This is a genomic window from Thermococcus litoralis DSM 5473 (assembly GCF_000246985.2).
Classification (GTDB): Archaea; Methanobacteriota_B; Thermococci; order Thermococcales; family Thermococcaceae; genus Thermococcus_A; species Thermococcus_A litoralis.
Genome location: NC_022084.1, coordinates 1991500 through 2011539, shown reverse-complemented (window position 1 = coordinate 2011539; position 20040 = coordinate 1991500). Strand labels below are relative to the sequence as shown.

General features: G+C 42.8%; 20 protein-coding genes and 2 pseudogenes. 7 read left to right on the top strand and 15 right to left on the bottom strand.

The window, feature by feature from the left end:
* Positions 1-19: 19 nt before the first annotated feature.
* Positions 20-1387, top strand: coding sequence for a TldD/PmbA family protein (locus tag OCC_RS11055; RefSeq protein ID WP_004067807.1), 1368 nt, complete (start codon positions 20-22; stop codon positions 1385-1387).
* Here OCC_RS11055 and OCC_RS11050 read toward each other — a convergent pair.
* The gene (locus tag OCC_RS11050; protein WP_004067805.1) at positions 1367-1945 is read right to left on the bottom strand and encodes a hypothetical protein; all 579 of its coding nucleotides are present in this window, start codon (positions 1943-1945) and stop codon (positions 1367-1369) included. The genes OCC_RS11055 and OCC_RS11050 overlap by 21 nt on opposite strands.
* Before the next feature lie 73 nt (positions 1946-2018).
* Here OCC_RS11050 and OCC_RS11045 point away from each other — a divergent pair, with 73 nt between their 5' ends.
* Both OCC_RS11045 and OCC_RS11040 read left to right on the top strand, forming a co-directional pair.
* On the top strand, positions 2019-3320 hold the full coding sequence (locus OCC_RS11045; RefSeq protein WP_004067803.1) for a TldD/PmbA family protein: 1302 nt from the start codon (positions 2019-2021) through the stop codon (positions 3318-3320).
* Positions 3321-3368: 48 nt separating this feature from the next.
* Positions 3369-3734: a DUF7132 family protein gene (locus OCC_RS11040; protein ID WP_004067800.1), complete on the top strand. Its 366-nt coding sequence runs from the start codon at positions 3369-3371 to the stop codon at positions 3732-3734.
* On the opposite strand, the gene OCC_RS11035 is transcribed toward OCC_RS11040, so the two are convergent.
* The 5 genes from OCC_RS11035 to OCC_RS11015 all read right to left on the bottom strand — a co-directional run bounded on the left by OCC_RS11035 (position 3727) and on the right by OCC_RS11015 (position 8505).
* Positions 3727-4476: a class I SAM-dependent methyltransferase gene (locus OCC_RS11035; RefSeq protein WP_004067799.1), complete on the bottom strand. Its 750-nt coding sequence runs from the start codon at positions 4474-4476 to the stop codon at positions 3727-3729. The genes OCC_RS11040 and OCC_RS11035 overlap by 8 nt on opposite strands.
* 166 nt (positions 4477-4642) lie before the next feature.
* Positions 4643-6073 carry an NADPH-dependent glutamate synthase gene (gene gltA / locus OCC_RS11030; RefSeq protein ID WP_004067797.1) on the bottom strand — a complete coding sequence of 477 codons (1431 nt, stop codon included), beginning with the start codon at positions 6071-6073 and terminating at the stop codon, positions 4643-4645.
* Positions 6070-6939: a sulfide/dihydroorotate dehydrogenase-like FAD/NAD-binding protein gene (locus tag OCC_RS11025; protein WP_004067795.1), complete on the bottom strand. Its 870-nt coding sequence runs from the start codon at positions 6937-6939 to the stop codon at positions 6070-6072. Before OCC_RS11025 ends, gltA begins: the two co-directional genes overlap by 4 nt.
* Before the next feature lie 173 nt (positions 6940-7112).
* Positions 7113-7874: a tRNA (adenine-N1)-methyltransferase gene (locus OCC_RS11020; RefSeq protein WP_004067793.1), complete on the bottom strand. Its 762-nt coding sequence runs from the start codon at positions 7872-7874 to the stop codon at positions 7113-7115.
* A gap of 13 nt (positions 7875-7887) precedes the next feature.
* Positions 7888-8505: a DUF257 family protein gene (locus OCC_RS11015; RefSeq protein ID WP_004067783.1), complete on the bottom strand. Its 618-nt coding sequence runs from the start codon at positions 8503-8505 to the stop codon at positions 7888-7890.
* A gap of 56 nt (positions 8506-8561) precedes the next feature.
* Here OCC_RS11015 and OCC_RS11010 point away from each other — a divergent pair, with 56 nt between their 5' ends.
* The gene (locus OCC_RS11010) at positions 8562-8870 is read left to right on the top strand and encodes a signal recognition particle protein Srp19 (protein WP_004067781.1); all 309 of its coding nucleotides are present in this window, start codon (positions 8562-8564) and stop codon (positions 8868-8870) included.
* 2 nt (positions 8871-8872) lie between these two features.
* Here the strand turns inward: OCC_RS11010 and OCC_RS11005 are convergent, their stop codons facing one another.
* Both OCC_RS11005 and OCC_RS11000 read right to left on the bottom strand, forming a co-directional pair.
* The gene (locus OCC_RS11005) at positions 8873-9112 is read right to left on the bottom strand and encodes an Lrp/AsnC family transcriptional regulator (protein WP_004067779.1); all 240 of its coding nucleotides are present in this window, start codon (positions 9110-9112) and stop codon (positions 8873-8875) included.
* Positions 9113-9327: 215 nt separating this feature from the next.
* On the bottom strand, positions 9328-9717 hold the full coding sequence (locus tag OCC_RS11000; RefSeq protein WP_004067777.1) for a hypothetical protein: 390 nt from the start codon (positions 9715-9717) through the stop codon (positions 9328-9330).
* A 59-nt stretch (positions 9718-9776) separates the two neighbouring features.
* Between OCC_RS11000 and OCC_RS10995 the strand changes: the two are divergent.
* Positions 9777-11950: pseudogene (locus OCC_RS10995) on the top strand (ATP-dependent DNA helicase).
* Positions 11951-11965: 15 nt separating this feature from the next.
* On the opposite strand, the gene OCC_RS10990 reads toward OCC_RS10995, so the two are convergent.
* From OCC_RS10990 to psmB, 7 genes and pseudogenes are all read right to left on the bottom strand, one after another.
* Positions 11966-12343, bottom strand: a complete 378-nt coding sequence (locus OCC_RS10990) for a hypothetical protein (RefSeq protein ID WP_020953604.1) — start codon at positions 12341-12343, stop codon at positions 11966-11968.
* Between the two features lie 50 nt (positions 12344-12393).
* Positions 12394-12771, bottom strand: coding sequence for a hypothetical protein (locus tag OCC_RS10985; RefSeq protein WP_148290455.1), 378 nt, complete (start codon positions 12769-12771; stop codon positions 12394-12396).
* Positions 12772-12906: 135 nt separating this feature from the next.
* Positions 12907-13590: a ribose-5-phosphate isomerase RpiA gene (gene rpiA, locus OCC_RS10980; RefSeq protein WP_004067968.1), complete on the bottom strand. Its 684-nt coding sequence runs from the start codon at positions 13588-13590 to the stop codon at positions 12907-12909.
* A gap of 3 nt (positions 13591-13593) precedes the next feature.
* The gene (locus OCC_RS10975) at positions 13594-13917 is read right to left on the bottom strand and encodes a hypothetical protein (protein WP_004067967.1); all 324 of its coding nucleotides are present in this window, start codon (positions 13915-13917) and stop codon (positions 13594-13596) included.
* Between the two features lie 49 nt (positions 13918-13966).
* Positions 13967-15299: pseudogene (locus tag OCC_RS10970) on the bottom strand (pyridoxal-phosphate dependent enzyme).
* 21 nt (positions 15300-15320) lie between these two features.
* On the bottom strand, positions 15321-17267 hold the full coding sequence (locus OCC_RS10965; protein WP_020953821.1) for a beta-CASP ribonuclease aCPSF1: 1947 nt from the start codon (positions 17265-17267) through the stop codon (positions 15321-15323).
* 17 nt (positions 17268-17284) lie between these two features.
* On the bottom strand, positions 17285-17908 hold the full coding sequence (gene psmB / locus OCC_RS10960; protein ID WP_048874720.1) for an archaeal proteasome endopeptidase complex subunit beta: 624 nt from the start codon (positions 17906-17908) through the stop codon (positions 17285-17287).
* A gap of 186 nt (positions 17909-18094) precedes the next feature.
* Between psmB and serK the strand changes: the two genes are divergently transcribed.
* A complete protein-coding gene (gene serK, locus OCC_RS10955; RefSeq protein ID WP_004067964.1) occupies positions 18095-18826 on the top strand; it encodes an L-serine kinase SerK in 732 nt (243 codons plus the stop codon).
* 85 nt (positions 18827-18911) lie between these two features.
* The gene (locus tag OCC_RS10950; protein ID WP_004067963.1) at positions 18912-20039 is read left to right on the top strand and encodes an aminotransferase class I/II-fold pyridoxal phosphate-dependent enzyme; all 1128 of its coding nucleotides are present in this window, start codon (positions 18912-18914) and stop codon (positions 20037-20039) included.
* Position 20040: the final 1 nt, after the last annotated feature.

Genomic DNA, 20040 nt, shown 5'->3' with positions numbered 1-20040 from the left:
TCTCTTCTTTGGGGGTTCTATGGAAGTTGAAAAGCTAATCAAAAAAGCCGAGGAGCTCAGTCAAAAGTATGGAATACCTTACTACGAGGTGAGAATAGCCAGAATAAGTGCAACCCATATTGAAATGCAGAACTCTCACTTTGAGGACATCTCTTCAAACATGGAAATTGGGATTGGTGTTAGAGCTTTTGACGGTTCTTGGGGTTTCTCATCGGCAAATGACATTAGAAGGGCAGAAAAAGCCCTTGAAACTGCAATGAAAATTGCAAAAGCCACAAAGGGGAACTCAAAAATCTATGTTGGAGACCCGGTTAAGGATGATGCGGAAATAAGTGTTAAGAAGCCATTTTCTGATGTGGATTTGGAAGAGAAAATAACCCTTCTAAAGGAGCTGGATTCTCTATTGGTGGAAAAAGAGCTACCCAACAGAAGGATAGCCTACGGAGATGGGGTGAAAGAGCAGTTCTACTTTAACTCCGTGGGAAGTGAAATCAGAACAGTAGTTCCCAAAATACGTTTGAGCTTCTCTGTCACTGCAAAAAAAGGCAATGACATGCAGACCTACTGGAAGGTCTTTGGAGGCACTGTGGGATGGGAAATGATAGAAGGGATAGACTTCAACTACTGGACGTCTTTTGTCAAAAATAAAGCCAAAGAACTTTTAAACGCATCCCTGCCCCCCTCGGGAGAGTTTGACGTAATAGTTGACCCCGAGCTTGCCGGAGTTTTCATTCACGAAGCCCTTGGGCATGCAGCGGAGGGAGATGCCGTTAAAAACGGGGAAAGCATACTGGAAGGAAAACTTGGGAAAGAGATAGCCGTTGAGGATCTCACCGTTGTAGATGATCCCACTTTGCCGGGAAAATTTGGCTCATACATCTACGATGATGAAGGGATTAAGGCGAGAAGAGTTGAGATAATAAAAGATGGGGTTCTCAAAGAATATCTCCTCGACAGAGAAACTGCGGCTTTCTTTGGGCTTGAGCCTAACGGTCATGGAAGGGCACAGAGCTACAACTATCAGCCCCTCGTGAGGATGAGCAACACCTATATAGAGCCCGGAGACTGGAGCTTTGAGGAGATGGTTGAAGAGGTCAAAAACGGGCTCTACCTCATAGGAGACAAAGGCGGGCAGGTGGACATAGCTAACGGAACCTTCATGTTCGGAGCAAAGGAAGGATATATAATCGAGAACGGGGAGATAAAGACCCCCATAAGAGATGTAGCGCTCTCGGGCAAGATTCTAGACGTCCTCAAGAACATAAGAGCCATAGGGAGAGACCTCAAAATCGAGTTCCCCGGCTACTGCGGAAAAGGTCAATGGGTATCCGTTGACGACGGAGGACCCCACGTTTTGACGAGGGCACTAGTGGGAGGACTTCTCTGATCCCCAGATTTTTATCTCAATTCTGCCCCAGCTCTTCCATCCACTTTCTCCAAATGCCACTATGTAAACATAATAATTCTGACCAACGTGGGTGTTTTTAGTATTGATTTCCACCTCGAAGGTCGCATTTTTCTCCGGGGAGATAAAAAGCTCTCTCGGAGTTATCTCGACGCTTATGTTTTCAATATCTCTAAGATTCTCTGCCATATGGCTCCAGCTTCCACTCATACTGGGAGTTCCCAGAAAGGCCTTTATCTTTACTTTCCCTGCATAGTAGCACGTTATGTTGCCCACTTTGTACTCCTTGGCGAAGAGTTTGCCTCTAATTCTTATAGTGGCATTGGGAGGCATTAGAAACGCTGGAGTCTGCAGCACTTTGCCGTCGAGTTTTTCAAAAAGGAGATTATTCGCGTTGAACTCCCCATAACCCGGATGAACAACTGGACACGAGAAGGATGACTCCAAGGAACTGCTCTGAGTACTTTTAGAGGTCTCATTCATCTCCAAGCATCCTGCTACAACAACCACGAGAACCAAAATCAACCAAGGAAGTCTCATTGTTTTCGCCAGTATAAATTTTACACAAAAATCTTTAATAGTCTTTTCTGGCTTATGAAAGCCGGGTGGAAAAATGATAGATGAGCTGATTAAAATCCTAAACCGCGAGAACGTCGAGTGGGAAGTTTACTGGGAGATTGGTAGGGGAAGTTCATTTAAAATTGAGAAGTGTGAGCTTGAGAGAGCCCAAAGGAAATACCATTCTGGCATTGGCCTTAGGGTGGGATACAACGGAAAACAGGGCTTTTCTTATATTACCGGGCTAACCCACTCAAAAGAAGACCTTGAAAAGTTTGTTAAAAAGACCATAAAACTTGCAAAGGTCGGAGAGGTAAAGTTTTACGGATTCCCCGAAAAAAAGTCCATTAAAAAAGTTAGCGGGATTTACGATAAGCAGATAGCGAAGCTGGAGTTTGAAGAAGCTTTAGAGCTAGGAAGAGGGATCTCTAAAAAAGAGAGCGAGCTGAGAGATAAATATGGAAGAAGCTATACTTTTTCGGGGAGATTGGCTTTTGGTGTGGCAAAAGACGGCATAGTGAATTCAAACGGAATCGAGATGAAAGAAGAAGGCACAGCAATGAGCTTTAGCGTTTACATCGTTAGAAAAGATGGAAAAGTTGGAACTGGGGATTACTACAAAGCCTCAAGAACTATGATGGACTTCGAAAGAGAGCTTGAGAAAGGGCTCGAAAAGGCTATGCAGGAGGTTGAGCTAAGCTACAATGCAAAACCGCTGGAGTCTTTTGATGGAGAGCTCGTTCTAGAGCCGCACTCAGTTGCATCAATCCTTGGACTGTTCATTTCAAACCTAAGGGGGGACAACGTATATCACAGAAGGAGCAGATTTAACAAACTGGGTGAAAGCGTTGCAAGTGAAGCATTCACCCTCATTGATGATGCCACACTGGAAGGCAAAATCGCGAGCTACTCTTTCGATGGCGAAGGAAATCCTTCTCAGAGAACTGTTCTGGTTGAAAGTGGTATTTTAAAGAACTTTATCTTGGACGAAACATATGCAAGGCTCCTTAAAATGGAGAGCACGGGAAATGCCGTGAGAGACTTTAGGACCCCCCCTCACATAGGGACGAGCAACATAATCGTGGAGGGAAGAGAAGAGAAGCTCGAGGACTTTGAGGGAGTTGTAATAAAGAAAGTCTTTGGCGAGCACACTGCAAACCAAATAAGCGGAGATTTTTCACTAACGGTTGAGCTTGGCTATGTTGTCAAAAACGGTGAAGTTATTCCATTCAAGGACAACATGTTTGTGGGAAACGTTTTTGAGTTTGTAAAGTCTATAACAGCAGTAGGGAAGAAAAAAGAGGAACTTGGGGCTTTTATATCTCCCAGAGTGCTTGGTGTGGGAAGAATTGTCTGAAGAAAAGGTTTAAGTTATTCAATTACATATTTTTTGTTTGGTGATAGCATGAGAGTTCTGGAAGAAAAGCCCGTAAAGATTAAAGTAGTTAGAACAAGAAGAGGAGCTCTTCTCCACATGATAGAAATCTCAAAGAACCATTTCTTCCTTGAACAGAATCCGCTTAAGGATTCAAAGTACGGTGTAGCTTATAGGAAAATAAAGAACAAGTTCCCCGAATTCTATATGTTCTGGGAGATCAAGAACAACCGGTACACAGGAAGACTTTTGGTAGGTTCTTTCCTTGAAAAAGAAGAAATAGACGAATTCATTACGCTGGTCGCTCAGACAGATGAGTTCAAGAAATTTGAGCACATACTTGAAGAAATCGAAGAGGAGGAAGAAGAGGAAAAGGAGGAAGAGACAACTATTTAGCCGGCTTTCTTCCCACGACAATAACATAACCGGTATAGGGGCTTTCAAAAATCTTCATTGACTCCCAGGCATTTTTCAGACCCTTTAATCCTTCTTTTCTAAGTATCTTCAGGAATATTTTCACCTCTCCCCAGAAACCAACCTCTTTTCTAATTTCTTTCATCCACTCGGGAATTAGATGGGATTTGTCAAGTACAACAACATCTATAAGACTAGCTTTCTCAAAAAGCCTTCTCCACTCGTCGGGAGTTTTCGGCTCTTCTCCCTCAATCTCCTTAAGTTTTAGCTTCAGTTTTTCGGGTGCATTCCCTCTCCAAGCAACGTCGTGTATTCCCACACAGCCATTTGGCTTAACTACACGAACCATTTCCTTTAATGCAACTTCCTTGTTAAGGAGACAGAGCGTGCACTCTGAAATGACAACATCAAAAGTGTTATCTGGAAAAGGCAATTCGTGGGCATCTGCTAAGATGAAAGTAGTTCTACCTTCCAATCCTCTCATTTTTGCTTTCTTCTTTGCTTTCTCTATCATTACAGGAGAAACGTCAATTCCCACGACTTCACAACCAAAGGTTTCCGCTAAAAAGCATGCAGTTTCGCCAGTGCCGCATGCTACATCCAAAACTTTGGATTTTTCATTAATGCCGCAGAGTTCTGCTAACTCTCTTGTAATTTCCAATCCGCCGGGATGAAGGATTTCAATTCCCAAATCTTCTTCCTCTAAAATTTCTTCCAAGCTCATAACTCATCGAAAAGGATAAGGCACAAAAGTTTATACGTTTAGCGGCTCAGGGGTTGACCATCATCACAGTTCAGATACCCTAGAGTTCTTCATCGCCTACTCTAAATCTAGAAGAGGCCTTATAAAAATTATTGGAGAAGCCGAGAAGTTAAATAAAGAAGAAACATCAGGCATTCTTCCGTTTTTCTTCCAGGTATTGCTTTATTCCCTTTGCGGCTTTTCTTCCGTCGCCCATTGCCAGAATTACCGTGGCTTCTCCCCTTATAGCATCCCCACCAGCAAAAACACCAGGGATGTTGGTCATTAGGTTCTCATCGACCTTTATTACTCCGTATTCATCAGCCTCTATTTGTGGAAGTGTCATCCTAAGGAGCTTGCTTGTTGTTTTACCTATTGCTATTACAACCGTGTCTGCCTCAAGTGTTACTGTTTCTCCGGTGGGCACGATTTTTCTCTTTCCTCTTGCGTCTCTCTCTTCAAGGGGTTTCATTTTCATGAACTTCACTGCCTTCACTCTTCCGTTTTCGTCGCCAATGAACTCAATTGGATTGAGGAAGAACTCGAACTTGACCCCTTCCTCCTTAGCATGTGCAACTTCTTCAACTCTCGCCGTAACGTCTTCCTCTCCCCTTCTATAAGCTATTGTGACCTCTGCTCCAAGCCTCCTTGCGGTTCTCGCTGCATCCATTGCAGTGTTGCCAGCTCCAATAACTATAACTTTCTTGCCCACTTTGATGGGGGTGTCGTATTCTGGGAATGCATAGGCTTTCATGAGGTTGACCCTTGTTAGGAACTCGTTCGCTGAATAGATACCATTCAGGTTTATTCCAGGAATATCTGGAAGTTTAGGAGTTCCAGCGCCGGTTCCTATGAAGATAGCATCGTACTCCTCAAGGAGTTCATCGAATGTTACAGTCCTCCCTACAATGTAGTCAGTTTTTATCTCAACGCCAAGTTTTTTGAGTTTTTCAAGCTCCTTTTCTATGGTGTCATTTGGCAATCTGAACTCGGGGATTCCGTAAACCAGAACCCCTCCCGGCTTATGGAGGGCTTCAAATATTGTAACCTGGTAGCCCTCTTTTGCCAGCTCAGCGGCACAAGTAAGCCCAGCGGGTCCAGCCCCAATAACGGCAACTTTCTCCTTCTTCTTTTCAATTTTTGGAATAATTTCCTGAAGCAGTTCCTCATCTATGCCTTTTTCCCTTGCATAATCCGCCACAAAACGCTCAAGCTTTCCGATGTTTATGGGCTCGCCAACTTTGCCCATAACACACGGAGCTTCACATTGGTCTTCTTGAGGGCAAACTCTACCGGTAATTGCGGGCAAAGTATTGCACGCCCAGATAACTTCTAATGCCTCTTTAACGGCTTTTTCTGGATTATCCTTGTTCTCGCGGAGCTTCCTTATGAAACCGGGAATGTCTATGTGAACGGGGCATCCCTGAGTGCAGGGGGCGGGATTACACTGGAGACATCTTTCCGCTTCTTTAACGGCAAGTTCAAACGTATAACCTAAATTAACTTCCATAAAACCTTTAAGCCTTTCTTCCACAGGTCTTTCTGGAGTGGGGACTCTTTCCTTGATAAGCGCCATCATTGAACACCTCCTTGTTGGAGTTTAGCAAGGTAATCCTCCAAAGCCTTCCTTTCTAAGTCAGTATAGAACCCAGACCTAGCAATAAGCTCGTCCCAGTTTACTTCATAAGCATCAAAGCTTGGACCATCTACACATGCAAATTTAACTTCCCCTCCGACGGTAACTCTACATGCACCGCACATTCCAGTCCCATCAACCATTATGGGGTGAAGATCAACTTCCATGGGCATTCCATATTCTTTAACCACTTCAAAAATAGCCTTCTGCCCTCCTGCGGGTCCAACCATGAAGACTAAATCTGGCTTTTCTTTTTCAATGAGTTCCCTTACCTTTGCTTGTCCCCTTGTGACGAGTTCTTTGGATATTTCTGGCATTCCCATGCCTTCTCTAAGCGGGAAGCTCACTACTACATGTTTTGAAACTGCATTTTCCAACTCTTCTTTAAGGAGAACCATGGGTTCTGGAGCTATGTGAAGGGTTATTACCTCGTTTCCAATTTCCTGCCACGCTTTGGCTATTGGGTAAACCTCTACTATCCCAGTCATCATCCCTATTGCCAGAATCTTCCCAAATTTTTTCATCGGCGCTGGGTTTCCAAGGGGGCCGGCTATGTTCAATATTTTGTCCCCTTCTTTTAGTTCCACGTTCATTCTAAGAGTGGTCTTTCCTCTTATGAACACTACCAGTATTATCCACCCTTCCTCAGGATCCCACATCACGGGGGTTAGGGGGATCCTTTCACCGTTCTCGAATGCCCTAACTACTACAAATTGACCTGGTTGGACTTTTCTAGCTATATGTGGAGCGTGAATCTTATACAGGACATTCTTGGCAGCTATTTCCCTCTTTTCCAATATCTCGTACATAATGAACACCTCCGTACATGAGTTCAGATTTGATCATCTACTTTTGTTCAAAACTTAAGGTATTTATAAAATTATTGTAAACCAAAGGTTGAGAAGCATACTAACAGGAGAAAGGCTAAGGGGATAAACACTCACAAAAAAGACTAATAGGGATAGAAAGAAGCAAAGACAACTTATCTTTTTCTAGCAAAGGTTATGTAGCCCGTATGGGCAAGCATGGTAGTTCTTGGCCTTATACATTCTTCCTTAACTTCCTGCTCCCTCACCAAACACTCAATTGTCTTCGGCTTCGTAAAGTGAGCTTTATGCTCCCCCAACTTTTTATACAGTCTGTCAACCTGATTTATGCAGGGAGTGTACGCAACAAAAAATCCTCCTGGCTTTAGAGCTTTTATAGCATGTTCCACAACGTTCTCTGGCTGTGGAAGATCTAGGATGATATGATCAACATTATCCTCATCAATTCCATCATAGATGTTCTTTAGCTTTATCTCGACCCTATCCGCAAAACCTGCCCACTCTATATTCCTCCATGCAAGCTTTGCGAAATCTTCCCTCACTTCATAGCCAATTATTTTTCCCTGAGGGCCAATAATGTTGGCTAAAAAAAGCGTTAATGCCCCACTCCCAACCCCCGCTTCCACTATGACATCTCCAGGGGAGATTCCAGCAAATGCTACTATTTGGGCGGCATCTTTGGGATGAATTATCTGGGGACCTCTTTTCATCTTGTCGATGTAGTCTATTATTCTTGGCTTGAGAACCCTAAATTGATATCCCTTATGAGATTCGACAAAAGTCCCAAACTCTCTCCCTAAAAGCTCGTTTAAATCTATTTTGCCCAGATCTGTATGAAATTCTCCCTCTTTTACCGTTATAAGATACCTCTTTCCCCTAGGATCAAGCAGCACAACTTTATCTCCCTGTTTTATCATTTTAACCACCAAACTACTCCTCTATTTCAAGCTTGTAGAGAGTTCCCTCTTTTTGAATCCTTACTGAGTTGCTTGCGAGCTCCCTTAAAACAGCAATTTGCTGCTTATCCAAGATATCGCTATTCACAAAATAAATAGAAGTCCAGTCTTCAAAGGGGAGCGTGCTTCTTGTAAACAAAATTGCTCTAAGTGCCTTATCTTTGCCAAAGTAGATATACTGAGATATGCCAAGGGTTATTGAATACTCAACTTTTGTTGAAGGAGAAAAAAGCTTCATCAGAGCATTGTAATAATTCCTCATGAACTCGGAGATCTCATATGTAACCGGCATCTCTTCAACTACAGAGGCGTAGCTTGTTCTACCAGGACCTATTCTTATTGCCCTTATTTTCTTTGTAGACTCCATTAAACTCTTATATTTTTCGGGAGAGCTTTTTCTTAGATAATCCCTAAACAGCAGATCACCTACACCAAAAAAGTCGTCTATCAAGATATCATGACTGGAAAATGAAGGTATAATTTCTCCCCATACCAAGTCCCCGAGAGGATAGAAGGAAGGGTATTCCACGAGAATGAAATCGCCAAGTGTGGAGTGTTTTTTTAAAAACTCAGCAAGTGAACCGACCTCCATACTCTCACCAAAGGATTTTTAACACCAGGGCTTTTAAACTTTTGTAGGTGTTCAAAATGGGCAAGTTCGTAATATGGGCAAACGAAATAGATGCCAGAATTTCGAGAAAATATGGCAGGGAAGTTCCGAAAAATCTTGCAGTGGAAAGGCCAAATATAGACGAAATAATAGATGCGGCCAAAAGTCTTGGGATTACGGTTATCGAGGTAAATAGAGACGCTCTTAATCCAAGGCTTGCAGGAGTAGACGATGAACTACGAGTCAAAGGCAGGATCATAGTAGAAAGCAAGCATGGAAAATCGAAAACTCTAAAACTAATAGCCCAAAAGGTTAGAGAATTTAGGAAAGCACGCAAGAAAAAGTAACTTTACTCCTCTGTTTCTACAACTATTGCAGTTGTTGTGTCAATTACGCCGTCTATGTTGTGTATATCGTGGAGGATTTTTCTTGTAAGTTCTCCCAAGTCTGAAGCATTAATCTCCACTATTGCATCGTACGGGCCAGTGACAGCATCGGCTTTTAAAACTCCTGGAATTGCTTTTATTTCTTCTATTACCTTCTCAACTTTCCCAATCTCGACTGTTAACAAAATGTATGCCCTAACCATTTACATCACCAGATTTTGTTGTCATTCTTTGTTAGAGACGTTCTATAATTTAAGGTTTTCGCATTTATTTTTAGCACACTCGGCAAGAATTGTTTCGTGGTTGGGTGCAAAAACATTGCTAAATAGAAAGAAACAACCAAGTTATATTGTGTTGTTTGCTGCACAATAAGTATCATGGGCGTAGAAAAATTTATTAGAACTCTATGATAGAGATATCAATGACCTACTTTGTGGAGGGAAGTAGATGAAAAAGCAACTAGCAACCATATTAGTCTTGGGTGTTTTGATTTTTGCCGTAGTGGCAAGTGGCTGTATCGGTGAATTCTGAACACGTTCCACTTTCGCATATGTCTAAGTCTTTCATCCAGAGTTCTTCCCGAAAGCTCATACACCCTTTCAAAGGTCCTCTTAAGAAATTCTTCGAGGTTTTCTTCATCAATCAGCTTTGGAAGTGGATCTTCTGCATCTCTCAGGAGGTTGCTGTCAAATTTCCTTATAAGGACACTAATGTGTTCTGCTTTCTCAACTTTTTTGGAAAAATATGCATCCAGCATAAAGCGTTTTCCCTTTACCTCGAAAACGATATATGGCACCTCAATCTTCATGAAAGACAATATCTCAAAAAGCTATATAAACGCTTTTCTCTTATGTGGACTGATGGGCTATGAGGGTGGAGGAGCTTAAATCACTGGGAGTCGATGAGAGAGTTATAAGGCTGATACGCGAGAGGGGTATAGAAGAACTGTATCCTCCTCAAGCGGAGGCTTTAAAGAGTGGTGTGCTTAACGGGAAAAACCTGATTTTGGCCATCCCTACAGCCTCTGGAAAGACCCTTGTTGCGGAAATAGTGATGATAAACAAGATTCTCCGCGAGGGAGGAAAGGCCGTATACCTTGTCCCCTTAAAGGCACTTGCCGAGGAAAAGTATAAGGAGTTCAAGTTCTGGGAAAAGCTTGGAATTAGGATAGCAGTGACAACTGGGGATTACGACAGTGCAGAGGAATGGCTTGGGAGATATGACATTATAATAGCAACATCAGAAAAATTTGACTCTCTGCTCCGTCACAAGTCTCCTTGGATAAAGGACGTCAAGCTTATAATCGCAGATGAAGTTCACCTTCTCGGCTCATACGACAGAGGAGCTACCTTGGAGATGATTCTCGCTCACTTAAGGGATAAAGCCCAGATTTTAGGGCTGAGTGCAACAATTGGAAATGCCGAAGAGCTTGCGGAGTGGTTAAATGCTGAGCTAGTGGTGAGTGAATGGCGTCCCGTAAGCCTAAAAAGGGGTGTTTTTCACCATGGACAGCTTTTCTGGGAAGATGGGAGTATTGAAAAATTCCCAAGTCAGTGGGATTCTCTCGTTATTGACGCTTTAAAAAAAGACAAACAGGTGCTTGTCTTTGTCAATACCCGAAGAAGTGCCGAAAAAGAAGCCCTTCTATTAGGGGGGAAAGTCCAGAGATTTTTAAGCAAGCCCGAAGAGAGGAGATTAAAGCAGATAGCGGATGAACTTGAGAGCACTCCAACCAACGAGAAACTTAAAGAGGCTCTGAAGAAAGGAGTAGCCTTTCATCATGCAGGCTTGGGAAGAGAAGAGCGCTCCATTGTGGAAGAAGCCTTTAGAGAAGGACTTATAAAGGTGATTACAGCCACCCCGACCCTGTCCGCTGGCGTAAATTTACCCGCGTACCGCGTCATAATTAGAGACACAAAGCGCTATTCTAACTTTGGATGGAGCGACATTCCCGTTTTGGAGATACAGCAGATGATGGGAAGGGCAGGAAGACCTAAATACGACAAAGAGGGGCAGGCAATAATAATTGCAAAGACCGAAAAGCCAGAAGACCTAATGAAGAGATACATCTTTGGCAAGCCAGAAAATCTCTTTTCAATGCTCTCAAATGAAGCCTCCTTCAGGAGCCAAATTCTTGCCCTAATAACAAACTTCGGAGTTAAAAACTTTAGAGAGCTAATAGAATTCTTGGAAAAGACCTTCTACTATCATCAGCGGAAGAACCTTGAAGCCCTCGAAGGAAAGGCCAAGGATATAGTCTACTTCCTACTTGAAAATGAGTTCATCGATATTGACCTAAACGACCAGTTCATGCCGCTCCCATTCGGAATAAGAACTTCCCAGCTGTATCTTGATCCATTAACGGCTAAAAAGTTCAAAGATGCCTTTGAGAAGCTTGAGACGAATCCAAACCCGCTAGGAGTTTTTCATCTTTTGGCTTCCACCCCTGATATGGCGTCATTAAGGATAAGACGTAAAGAACAGGAGGATATCCTTGACTATGCCTATGAGATGGAGAGCTACCTCTACCAAAACATTCCCTATTGGGAAGACTACAAATTTGAGAAGTTCCTTGGAGAGGTAAAAACAGCAAAACTTCTCCTTGACTGGATTAACGAAGTTCCCGAGGCAAGAATCTTGGAAACTTACGACATAGACACAGGAGATCTCTACAGGATACTGGAACTGGCAGATTGGCTTATGTATTCCCTAATTGAATTATACAAGCTTTCCAGCCCCAAAAAAGAGATTTTAGAATTCTTAAAGCAGCTTCATTTAAGAGTGAAATATGGAGTTAGAGAGGAGCTTCTTGAGCTCACAAGCCTTCCAATGATAGGCAGAAAGAGAGCAAGAGCCCTATACAATGCAGGATTTAAGAGTATAGAAGACATCGTAAAAGCAAAGCCCAGTGAACTCCTAAAGGTGGAGGGAATTGGAGTTGGAATCTTGGAAAAGCTATATCAACACTTTGGAGTGGAACTTCCAAAAGTCAAAGCAAAGAAAAAGCAAGAAGAGGAACGTTAGATGAGTTTTTCAAATGAGGGGCGTGTTTAGTTTCACCCCCTGTTATTTAAACAGTATTTGACTCTGAGGAGGATTTTCAGACCATAACACATTACCCCAAGCAAAATTCGGGTTACAGTAGTCTTTTTCAGAAAACAGGGGATCCTACTGCCAAACCAAGTTGTAAACGCACCCCAGAACCCCTCATGAGGATTCCTATGCCCGTACTCTTCTTCAGAAAACACTCTATCTCTCTTCTTACTACCAAAACCACCTGGAGGGTTCTTAGTTTTCTTAACAATCGGCCGATAACCCTTTTCCACCACAGTGTTCAGAACTTTCTTTGAATCATAAGCCCCATCAGCATAAAAATTCCCAGAACCCTCCGGCAGGAGTTCAATCAGCTCGTTCTCAGAAGTCGTGATCTTCACAGCAACCGGATACAGTAAACCCGGCAGGATTCTCGTTATTGCCTGAACTTCTATCCTGTCCTTTTTTTATTTGTGATAATGGTTGAGTCTGCTTGAGTGCTGGCGTAGGGTAATTTCTGGAGTTTTTTCAGGAGGTGGTTTGTCAGTTCTTCGAGGTTCAGTTTTTTCTCCCAGTTGTGGAGGGTTGAGTAGTGAATGTTTGCTCCGAAGAATTTTCTGCCATAGTGCTGGGCGTCTCTGAGGGGTAGGTTGTAGTATTGTTTGAAGAGGAGTATTGCCAGTATTGTTTTTACTGGAAATTTTTTGGATTTTGGCAGGTTCTTCAGCTTTCCTTCTGATTCGAAGTCTGCTAAAACGTCGAGGATTATGAATGCCACGCTTTCAGGGTCTTTGAGTCTGTGATCCCATCTGGGGATCACGGCAACCACCTGAAAGAATTCAGCAAAAACCCTAATAAAAGTTACTATAAACACGCCCTGGTCTCAAATTTTATTATATTTTGTTATGAGCTATAAGTTATAACTTAGACTTGATAAGTTATGAGTTTGGGACAAAAGAACACATTATCTTTCCATTCTTTTAACGCCATCCTTCGTACCAACAAGAACGATATCCGCGATATCTGCAAAGATGCCGTTTTCGACAACTCCAGGGATGTTGTTCAGCTCGATCTCCATGTCAAGAGGGTCCTCGATTTTTTCAAATTTTGCATCAAGGATAAAGTTCCCGTTGTCAGTTATCACAGGCCCGTCTTTTTTAACGCCCATCCTAAGCTCAGCCGTTGCATTGAAGACTTCAAGTTCCTCCTTAATAGCTCTCCATGCTGCAGGGATGACTTCTATGGGGACTGGCATTTTCTGGCCGAGATATTCCACAAGCTTGCTCTCATCAACGAGCACTATAAACGTTCCAGCCCTATACTCGATGATTTTTTCCATCGTTAATGCCGCACCCCTTCCTTTGATGAGATTGAGGTGAGGGTCGACTTCATCAGCGCCATCTATAGCTAAATCAATGGCATCAACTTCATCAAGGCTCACAACGGGAACTCCGCTCTCAAGAGCCAAAAGGCGTGATTGATGTGAAGTAGGGATGCCATAAACATCTTCAAGTTCCCCAGTCATGAGCTTTTTTCCAAGCATTTGAATAAAGTAAGCCGTTGTGGAACCTGTACCTAACCCGATTATCATATCATCGTCAATATATTTTAGGGCTTCCTTAGCGACCATTCTTTTCATTTCTTCCATCCTTCATCCCTTCGTTATGTTGTAGAGGAGGGATTGGTTTGAGTAAAATTTCGGTTCAGGCTGCAGGATGAGGTTATAGCTAAAGATCGTGAAGTACAGCCAGAACAGGAAGAATCCCCAAAAGCCCTTTCTAAGCAGAACTCTCTCATCTTTTAGCTCATCTGGAAGATCCTTAACGAGAGCGATGACTATCTTTGGTGAGAGCAGATAAATCAGCAAACCTGCGATGTAACCCATTTGAGCTTGAGTTGACAGGATTCCACTCACTATCCCTGCTATTGTTCCAATTGCGTAAAATATGAGCGACATCTTGTTTTCAGCATTCACCCTCTATCACCTAAAACTTAGTTTAAGGATTCATTTAAAATACTTTCCATTACTCCTCAAAGTTCTCTAGCAGTCGCTCCCCTTTTTCAGTGAGCTTATAGTAAACCCTTCTTCCCCTCTTGTACGCCTCTTCTATCAAACCAAGGGCTTCGAGTTCTTTTATGTGCTGATAAACTGCCTGATACTTCATTGGCTTTTCGAGGTTCTCCCAGATTTCATAACCATACATGGGCTTCTCTCTTAGGAGCTTTAGAATTTCCAGCTTTGTCCCACCAATTGAAAAACGCTCCCTCTCTTCTACATAGTAGCTTTTTAATCCCGAGCCCGTAACTATCAAAGCCACTTTGTCTCCTTTTTCAAAATACCCGCTTTCATGGAGCTTTACTAGGGCCGGAATAACAACGGCTGAAGAATACTCGGCAAAAACACCCTCCTTGGCAAGAGCCCTCTCTCCAAAATCAAGCTCATCTTCACTTACAACCACGGCTGTTCCATTGCTTTCTCTAACAGCTTTTATTGCAAGTTCCTTGTTTATTGGGTCTTTGACATATAATCCAAGGGCTTTGGTAAACTCCCTTCTGCTTTCTTTTCCCAATATCTCAGCCGCTATTGGAGAGCAGTTTTCAGTTTGTACTGCAATTAGTTTGGGGAGCTCTTCAATAGCCCCAATTTCTAAAAGTTCCCTAAATCCCTTGTAGATGCTGTAGATGTTGCTTCCACTTCCCGTTGGCACAATTACGTGGGTTGGGTTTATTTCTTCCCATAGCTCAAACGCGAGGGTTTTCTGTCCTTCAAGCCCGATTATATTGTTTTCAGGAGTTATGTCATAGAGACCATTTAACCGGGAGAGCTCTCTAGCATATTCTATACACTCATCCACGCTGTCTCCATAGCGAATTATCTTAGCACCAAAAGCTATCATCTGAATGAGCTTTCCCTTGTCAACTTTTTGGGAACAACAACAAAGGCCTCTTTATTGGCCCTAGCGGCGTAAGCTGCTAGGGAAGCTGCTGCATTGCCATCGCTGGCAACTATGAATCCATTACCAGCATATGGCAAGCCATATGAAACCCCTACAGTAGCAAGCCGATCCCTAAATGAGCCTGTTGGATTCCTCGTCTCGTCTTTAATAAAAACATCTATCCCGAGCTCTTCACTGAGTTTTGCTCTAACTAAAGGTGTCCCGCCTTCTTTTAGGGAAATTATCCTGGTTACATTGGGAAGTAACTCTTTGTACCTCCATACCCCTTTCTCTCTGTTTTTCCATCTTTTGACATCTACTTTAGAATAATCATATGACACCTCAAGGAAAGCCCCACATGAACATCTTGGGGTATTATCTGCTTATACTCTCTTCCACATTTGGGACACTTTATCATCATCACCCACCAAAAAATTAAAAATCACTTGAGCCTGATGGCGTCAAGGTTATTCGGGGCCCTTGTAGAAAGACCAAACTTCTTATGGATGCTTGAAGCCAAGTCAAGGCACTTCTGAGGCTCTCCGTGAACTGTTATCACCCTTTCTGGTCTCGGCTTTACCCTTGCCACATAGCTCATTAACTCCCTTCTATCGGCGTGACCTGAAAATCCGTCTATCGTGTGGATTTCCATGTTTACTTGGATAACTTCCGTCTTTCCACCTTCACCGACTGTTGGTATTTCCCTCAAGCCTCTTTGAACCTGTCTTCCCAAAGTCCCTTCTGCCTGGTAGCTTACGAATATTAGGGAGTTCCTAGGATCTGGGGCAAGATGCTTAAAGTACTCCACGCTAGGCCCACCAACCAACATACCAGAGGAAGCTATGATTATTGCCGGTTCTTCACTCTCAATTATGTCCTTCCTTTCGTTTGCATTTGCGACCGGTTTGAATATCTCGTTTAAGAACGGATTATAGCCTTCGTGGAATATCTGATTCCTGAGGTTCTTGCTTAAATATTCGGGATATGCAGTATGGATTGCCGTTGCCTCCCATATCATGCCATCCAAATATATTGGAACGTCCAAGCCCCCTACCCTCGCATAATCTTCAAGGGCTATCATTATCTCCTGAGCCCTTCCAACGGCCATTGCAGGGATAAGAACCTTTCCTTTGCGCTTGATCGTCTGAAGAATAACCTCTATAAGCCGTTTTTCAGCCTCTTCTCTCGGCATCTGATAATCTCTGCTTCCTCCATAAGTTGATTCCATTATTAGAGTCTCAAGTCTTGGGAATTTTGCGTTTGCTGGCTCAAAGAGCCTTGTTGGAATGAACTTGAAGTCTCCAGTGACAGCTATGTTGTGGAGACCGTTTCCAACGTGAAGGTGAACTATTGAAGAGCCCAGAATGTGACCCGCATTGTGCAGGGTAAGTCTCAAATCCGGTGAGATGTCCCTAACTTCTCCATAATCAAGGGTTATTGTGTGCTTAACAACCTCTTTTATGTCTCTCATTCTGTAAAGCGGATCAATACCGTTGCTCTGCTGTATTTCAATGAAGTCCTTTTGAAGAAGAACCATTAAATCTCTCGTAGGCGGAGTTGCATAGATAGGCCCATCAAATAGGTTGTACCTGAAGAGGTAAGGCAACAAACCAGAGTGGTCAAGGTGTGCGTGGGTAATTATTATCGCATCCAAAAGTCCTTCTTTAAGAACGTAAGTAAATTCTGGAGCATCAAAGTGCGGGAATCCCTTCTTGGGGTCATTTAACGCCGCAACGTTAACACCAAAGTCAACCAGCACAAAACTCTCATTTGTTTGGAGCAAGAGGGCACTTCTTCCAACTTCCCTAAATCCTCCAAGCCCCGTTATCCTTATCCAGTCGCTCTTAAGTTCTGGCTTCCTATAGATGTTTCTCCCAACCTGCCTTAGGAATTTTCTCCTATCTTTACTCTCAGACTGCAAAATTCCCCTAATAGAGTATATGGTCTGGGATTGCAGAGGGGGCGTTCTAACGACTTTTGGCGCCCAGTAAACTTTTTGGGTTATCTCTCTAAGAGTCTCCCCATTCTTTCCAATTACAAGTCCAGGCTTTTTAGCTTCAATTATTACCTCACCAACAGAAGGATCGAAACTTATATTCGTTATTTCCGCTTCTGGCGGAACTATCTGCTTAATTAACTCCTCAGCCTTCTCTGGAGGAAGAAGAACATCTGGATCAGGCCTAACACTAATCCTCTTCTTGAGAACCTTTGCAAGGTTTTTTATAAGATCTCCATCCTGCATTACAACTTCAGGGTTTTTCACATAAATAACCAGCTCCGGCCCCTCAAATTCAACTTCAGTTATCCTGGCTTCTCTAGGCACCATTTGGTTAATAATCTCCCTAATTTCCTTTAGAACTTCATCAACGTTTGTTTCTCTTTTTATCACACCAATCACCCCTAGAATCAAAGCTTCTTAATGATCTTCTCGACTTCTTCTTTAGAAAGCTCGCTATAGCCCTCTTTTGTAATAACAACAACCATTATACCATCTCCAGTAAAGACATCCCTTTTTATTGCGGTATTTATAGCCTTTATGGCCAATTTAACGCCTTTTTTAACATTCATCTTTTCATCGTATTCGTTATCCAAAACAGAGTAAGCAAACTCCATACCAGAACCTGCAGAAACATATTTATCTTCGGTAATTCCTCCAGCCATATCAATCGAATAAAGACCTGGCTTCTCGTCGTAACCTGCTACTAAAAACCAGCCAAAATAGGGGAAGTACCTTCTTCCACTTAAGATGTTAGAAGTCAGCGTTGCCAATGCCTTTGTGCTCATCTCCCTGCCAACTCTCGCTCTGTAAAGCTTTGCTTCTGCCCTTAAAAGCCTTACAAGGCTCAGAATGTCTCCTACACTTCCAGCTCCTGCTAATGCCAGATGGTCGTCTATTTGGAATATCTTGCTAACTCCCTTGGATAAGACCATGTTGCCCAGTGAAGCTCTCATGTCCGCAGCTAATACTACCCCATCCTTACAAACAATGCCTACTGTTGTTGTCCCTTTAATTTTGTCCAAAGCCAACACCCCTTTAGGATATTCGTTTTGCCTGAGAATAGAAACAAATGTTACAATGGGGGTTTGACTGAGGGAGTATTTAAAGTTTTCGCAAAGCAATATGAGTTGCTCCCTTTCAGATGGGCAGCTAAAAGAAAAAGCTTTTTATTCCATGAATTGTTTTACAATAGTGTAACCCTCAGGAGGTATGATAAAATGGGTGTCGAAAAAGTTCCCAAATACGACATACCAGTAAAGAAAGTCGAATATGTTTTTATTGAGCTGGATAAGATGAAACCTCACGAGCAGCTCGTCCAAAAAGAGCTTGAGGCATTTATTGAAAGCGTAACAGGCTCCGGTATTTTCTGGAAGCCAATGCTTTTGGCAAAAGTTCCCGGGGAAGATATGTACCTCATCGTTGATGGTCACCACAGATGGGCGGGCTTAGAGAAACTCGGAGCAAAGAGGGCTCCTTCTGTAATTCTCGACTATTTCAGCGATGATGTTAAAGTATACACCTGGTATCCGGCGTTTAAAGGAGACCTCAACAAAGTTCTGGAAAGATTAAAAGCAGAAGGCCTGGAAATAATTGAGGACGAAGAGGCTGAAGAAAAAGCCGAAAAGGGAGAAATAGCTTTTGCTCTTGTTGGCAAAGAGAAGAGCTTTGCCATCCCAGGAGCACTTGATGAACAGAAGAAGGTCAGCAAAGTGCTTGATGAAATGAGTGTTGAGGGGGAGATAGAGCTTATTTACTATGGTCTCAAAGAAGATGCTAGAGAAGATATGGACAAGGGCGAAATTGACTATGTCTTCATCAGAAAAGCCCCAAGCAAGGAAGAGGTCATGGAACTCGTAAAGAGAGGGGAAGTCTATTCTCCAAAGACAACCAGACACGTCCTACCATTTATCCCAGATAAAATTGACGTAAAGCTCGAGGATCTCTTCTGATGTTCTCTCTTTTTCTTTCATTCTGCTAGGGCTTTAAGCAACGCTTATATACATCCATACATAATCACAAAAGGGTGTATCTGTCTTGAAAGTCAAGCCGTTTCTTGTTGAAAGATTTATGGGGGAGTATGAACACCAAGTAGAGGTAAACATTGCAGAAACGTGTGTGCAGCCCTTCACTCTAGGAGAATTCCTAGAATTTGTAGGTGAACCAGATTTTCTCGAAAAGATCAAAGATTTGAAACTGACTTATGGCTACGTTGAGGGGCTTCTGGAGCTAAAAGAGGGCTTAAGCAGGTTTTATCAAAACATAAAACCCGAGAACATCTTTGTAACACACGGCGCAATAGATGCAAACTTTCAGGTTTTTTACAGCCTCGTTGAGCCCGGAGATACTGTTATCTCTATATTCCCTACCTACCAGCAACTTTATGGTGTGCCAGAATCATTTGGGGCTAAGGTGAAGTTTTGGCATCTCTATGAAGAGAAGAACTGGACACCTGATCTTGACGAGCTAAACGAACTGATAGACAAAAATACAAAGCTCATAGTAATAAACAGCCCCAACAATCCAACAGGAGCCCTCTTGGACGAGAAAATGCTGAAAGGAATTGCCGAGATAGCCGAAGATGTAGGGGCTTACGTTCTAAATGATGAATCCTACAGGGGGCTTTACATTGATCCAAAAGATCAGGTGCCGTCGATAGTGGATATCTCAGACAGAGCAATAGCAACGAGCTCTTTCTCAAAGCCTCTATCTCTAACGGGTCTACGCCTTGGATGGATAGCCACATCCAGTGAAGAGGTTGCTAAGGAATTAACCCTTCATCGGGATTATACCACGATAAGCATTAGCATTCTCATAGAAAAATTAGCCGCCCTTGCAGTCAAAAATGCGGAAAAAATATACAACCGCAACATAAAGATACTCCGCACGAACTTTAAGCTCTTGGAGGAGTGGATAAAAGAAGAGCCCCTGATAGAGTGGATTCCTCCCAAAGCTGGCACCGTTGCCTTTTTGAGATACAACCTTGAGATTCCATCGGAAGAACTTGCCATAAGGCTCATAAAAGAAAAGAGTACGTTCCTTGTCCCCGGATCGTGCTTTGGAATAGAGAGGCACCTCAGAATTGGCTACGGGAACCCAACGGAGGTTATGATAGAAGGGCTTAAACGCTTTAAAGAGTTCCTAAGGGCTTTGGAGGCAAGTTAAA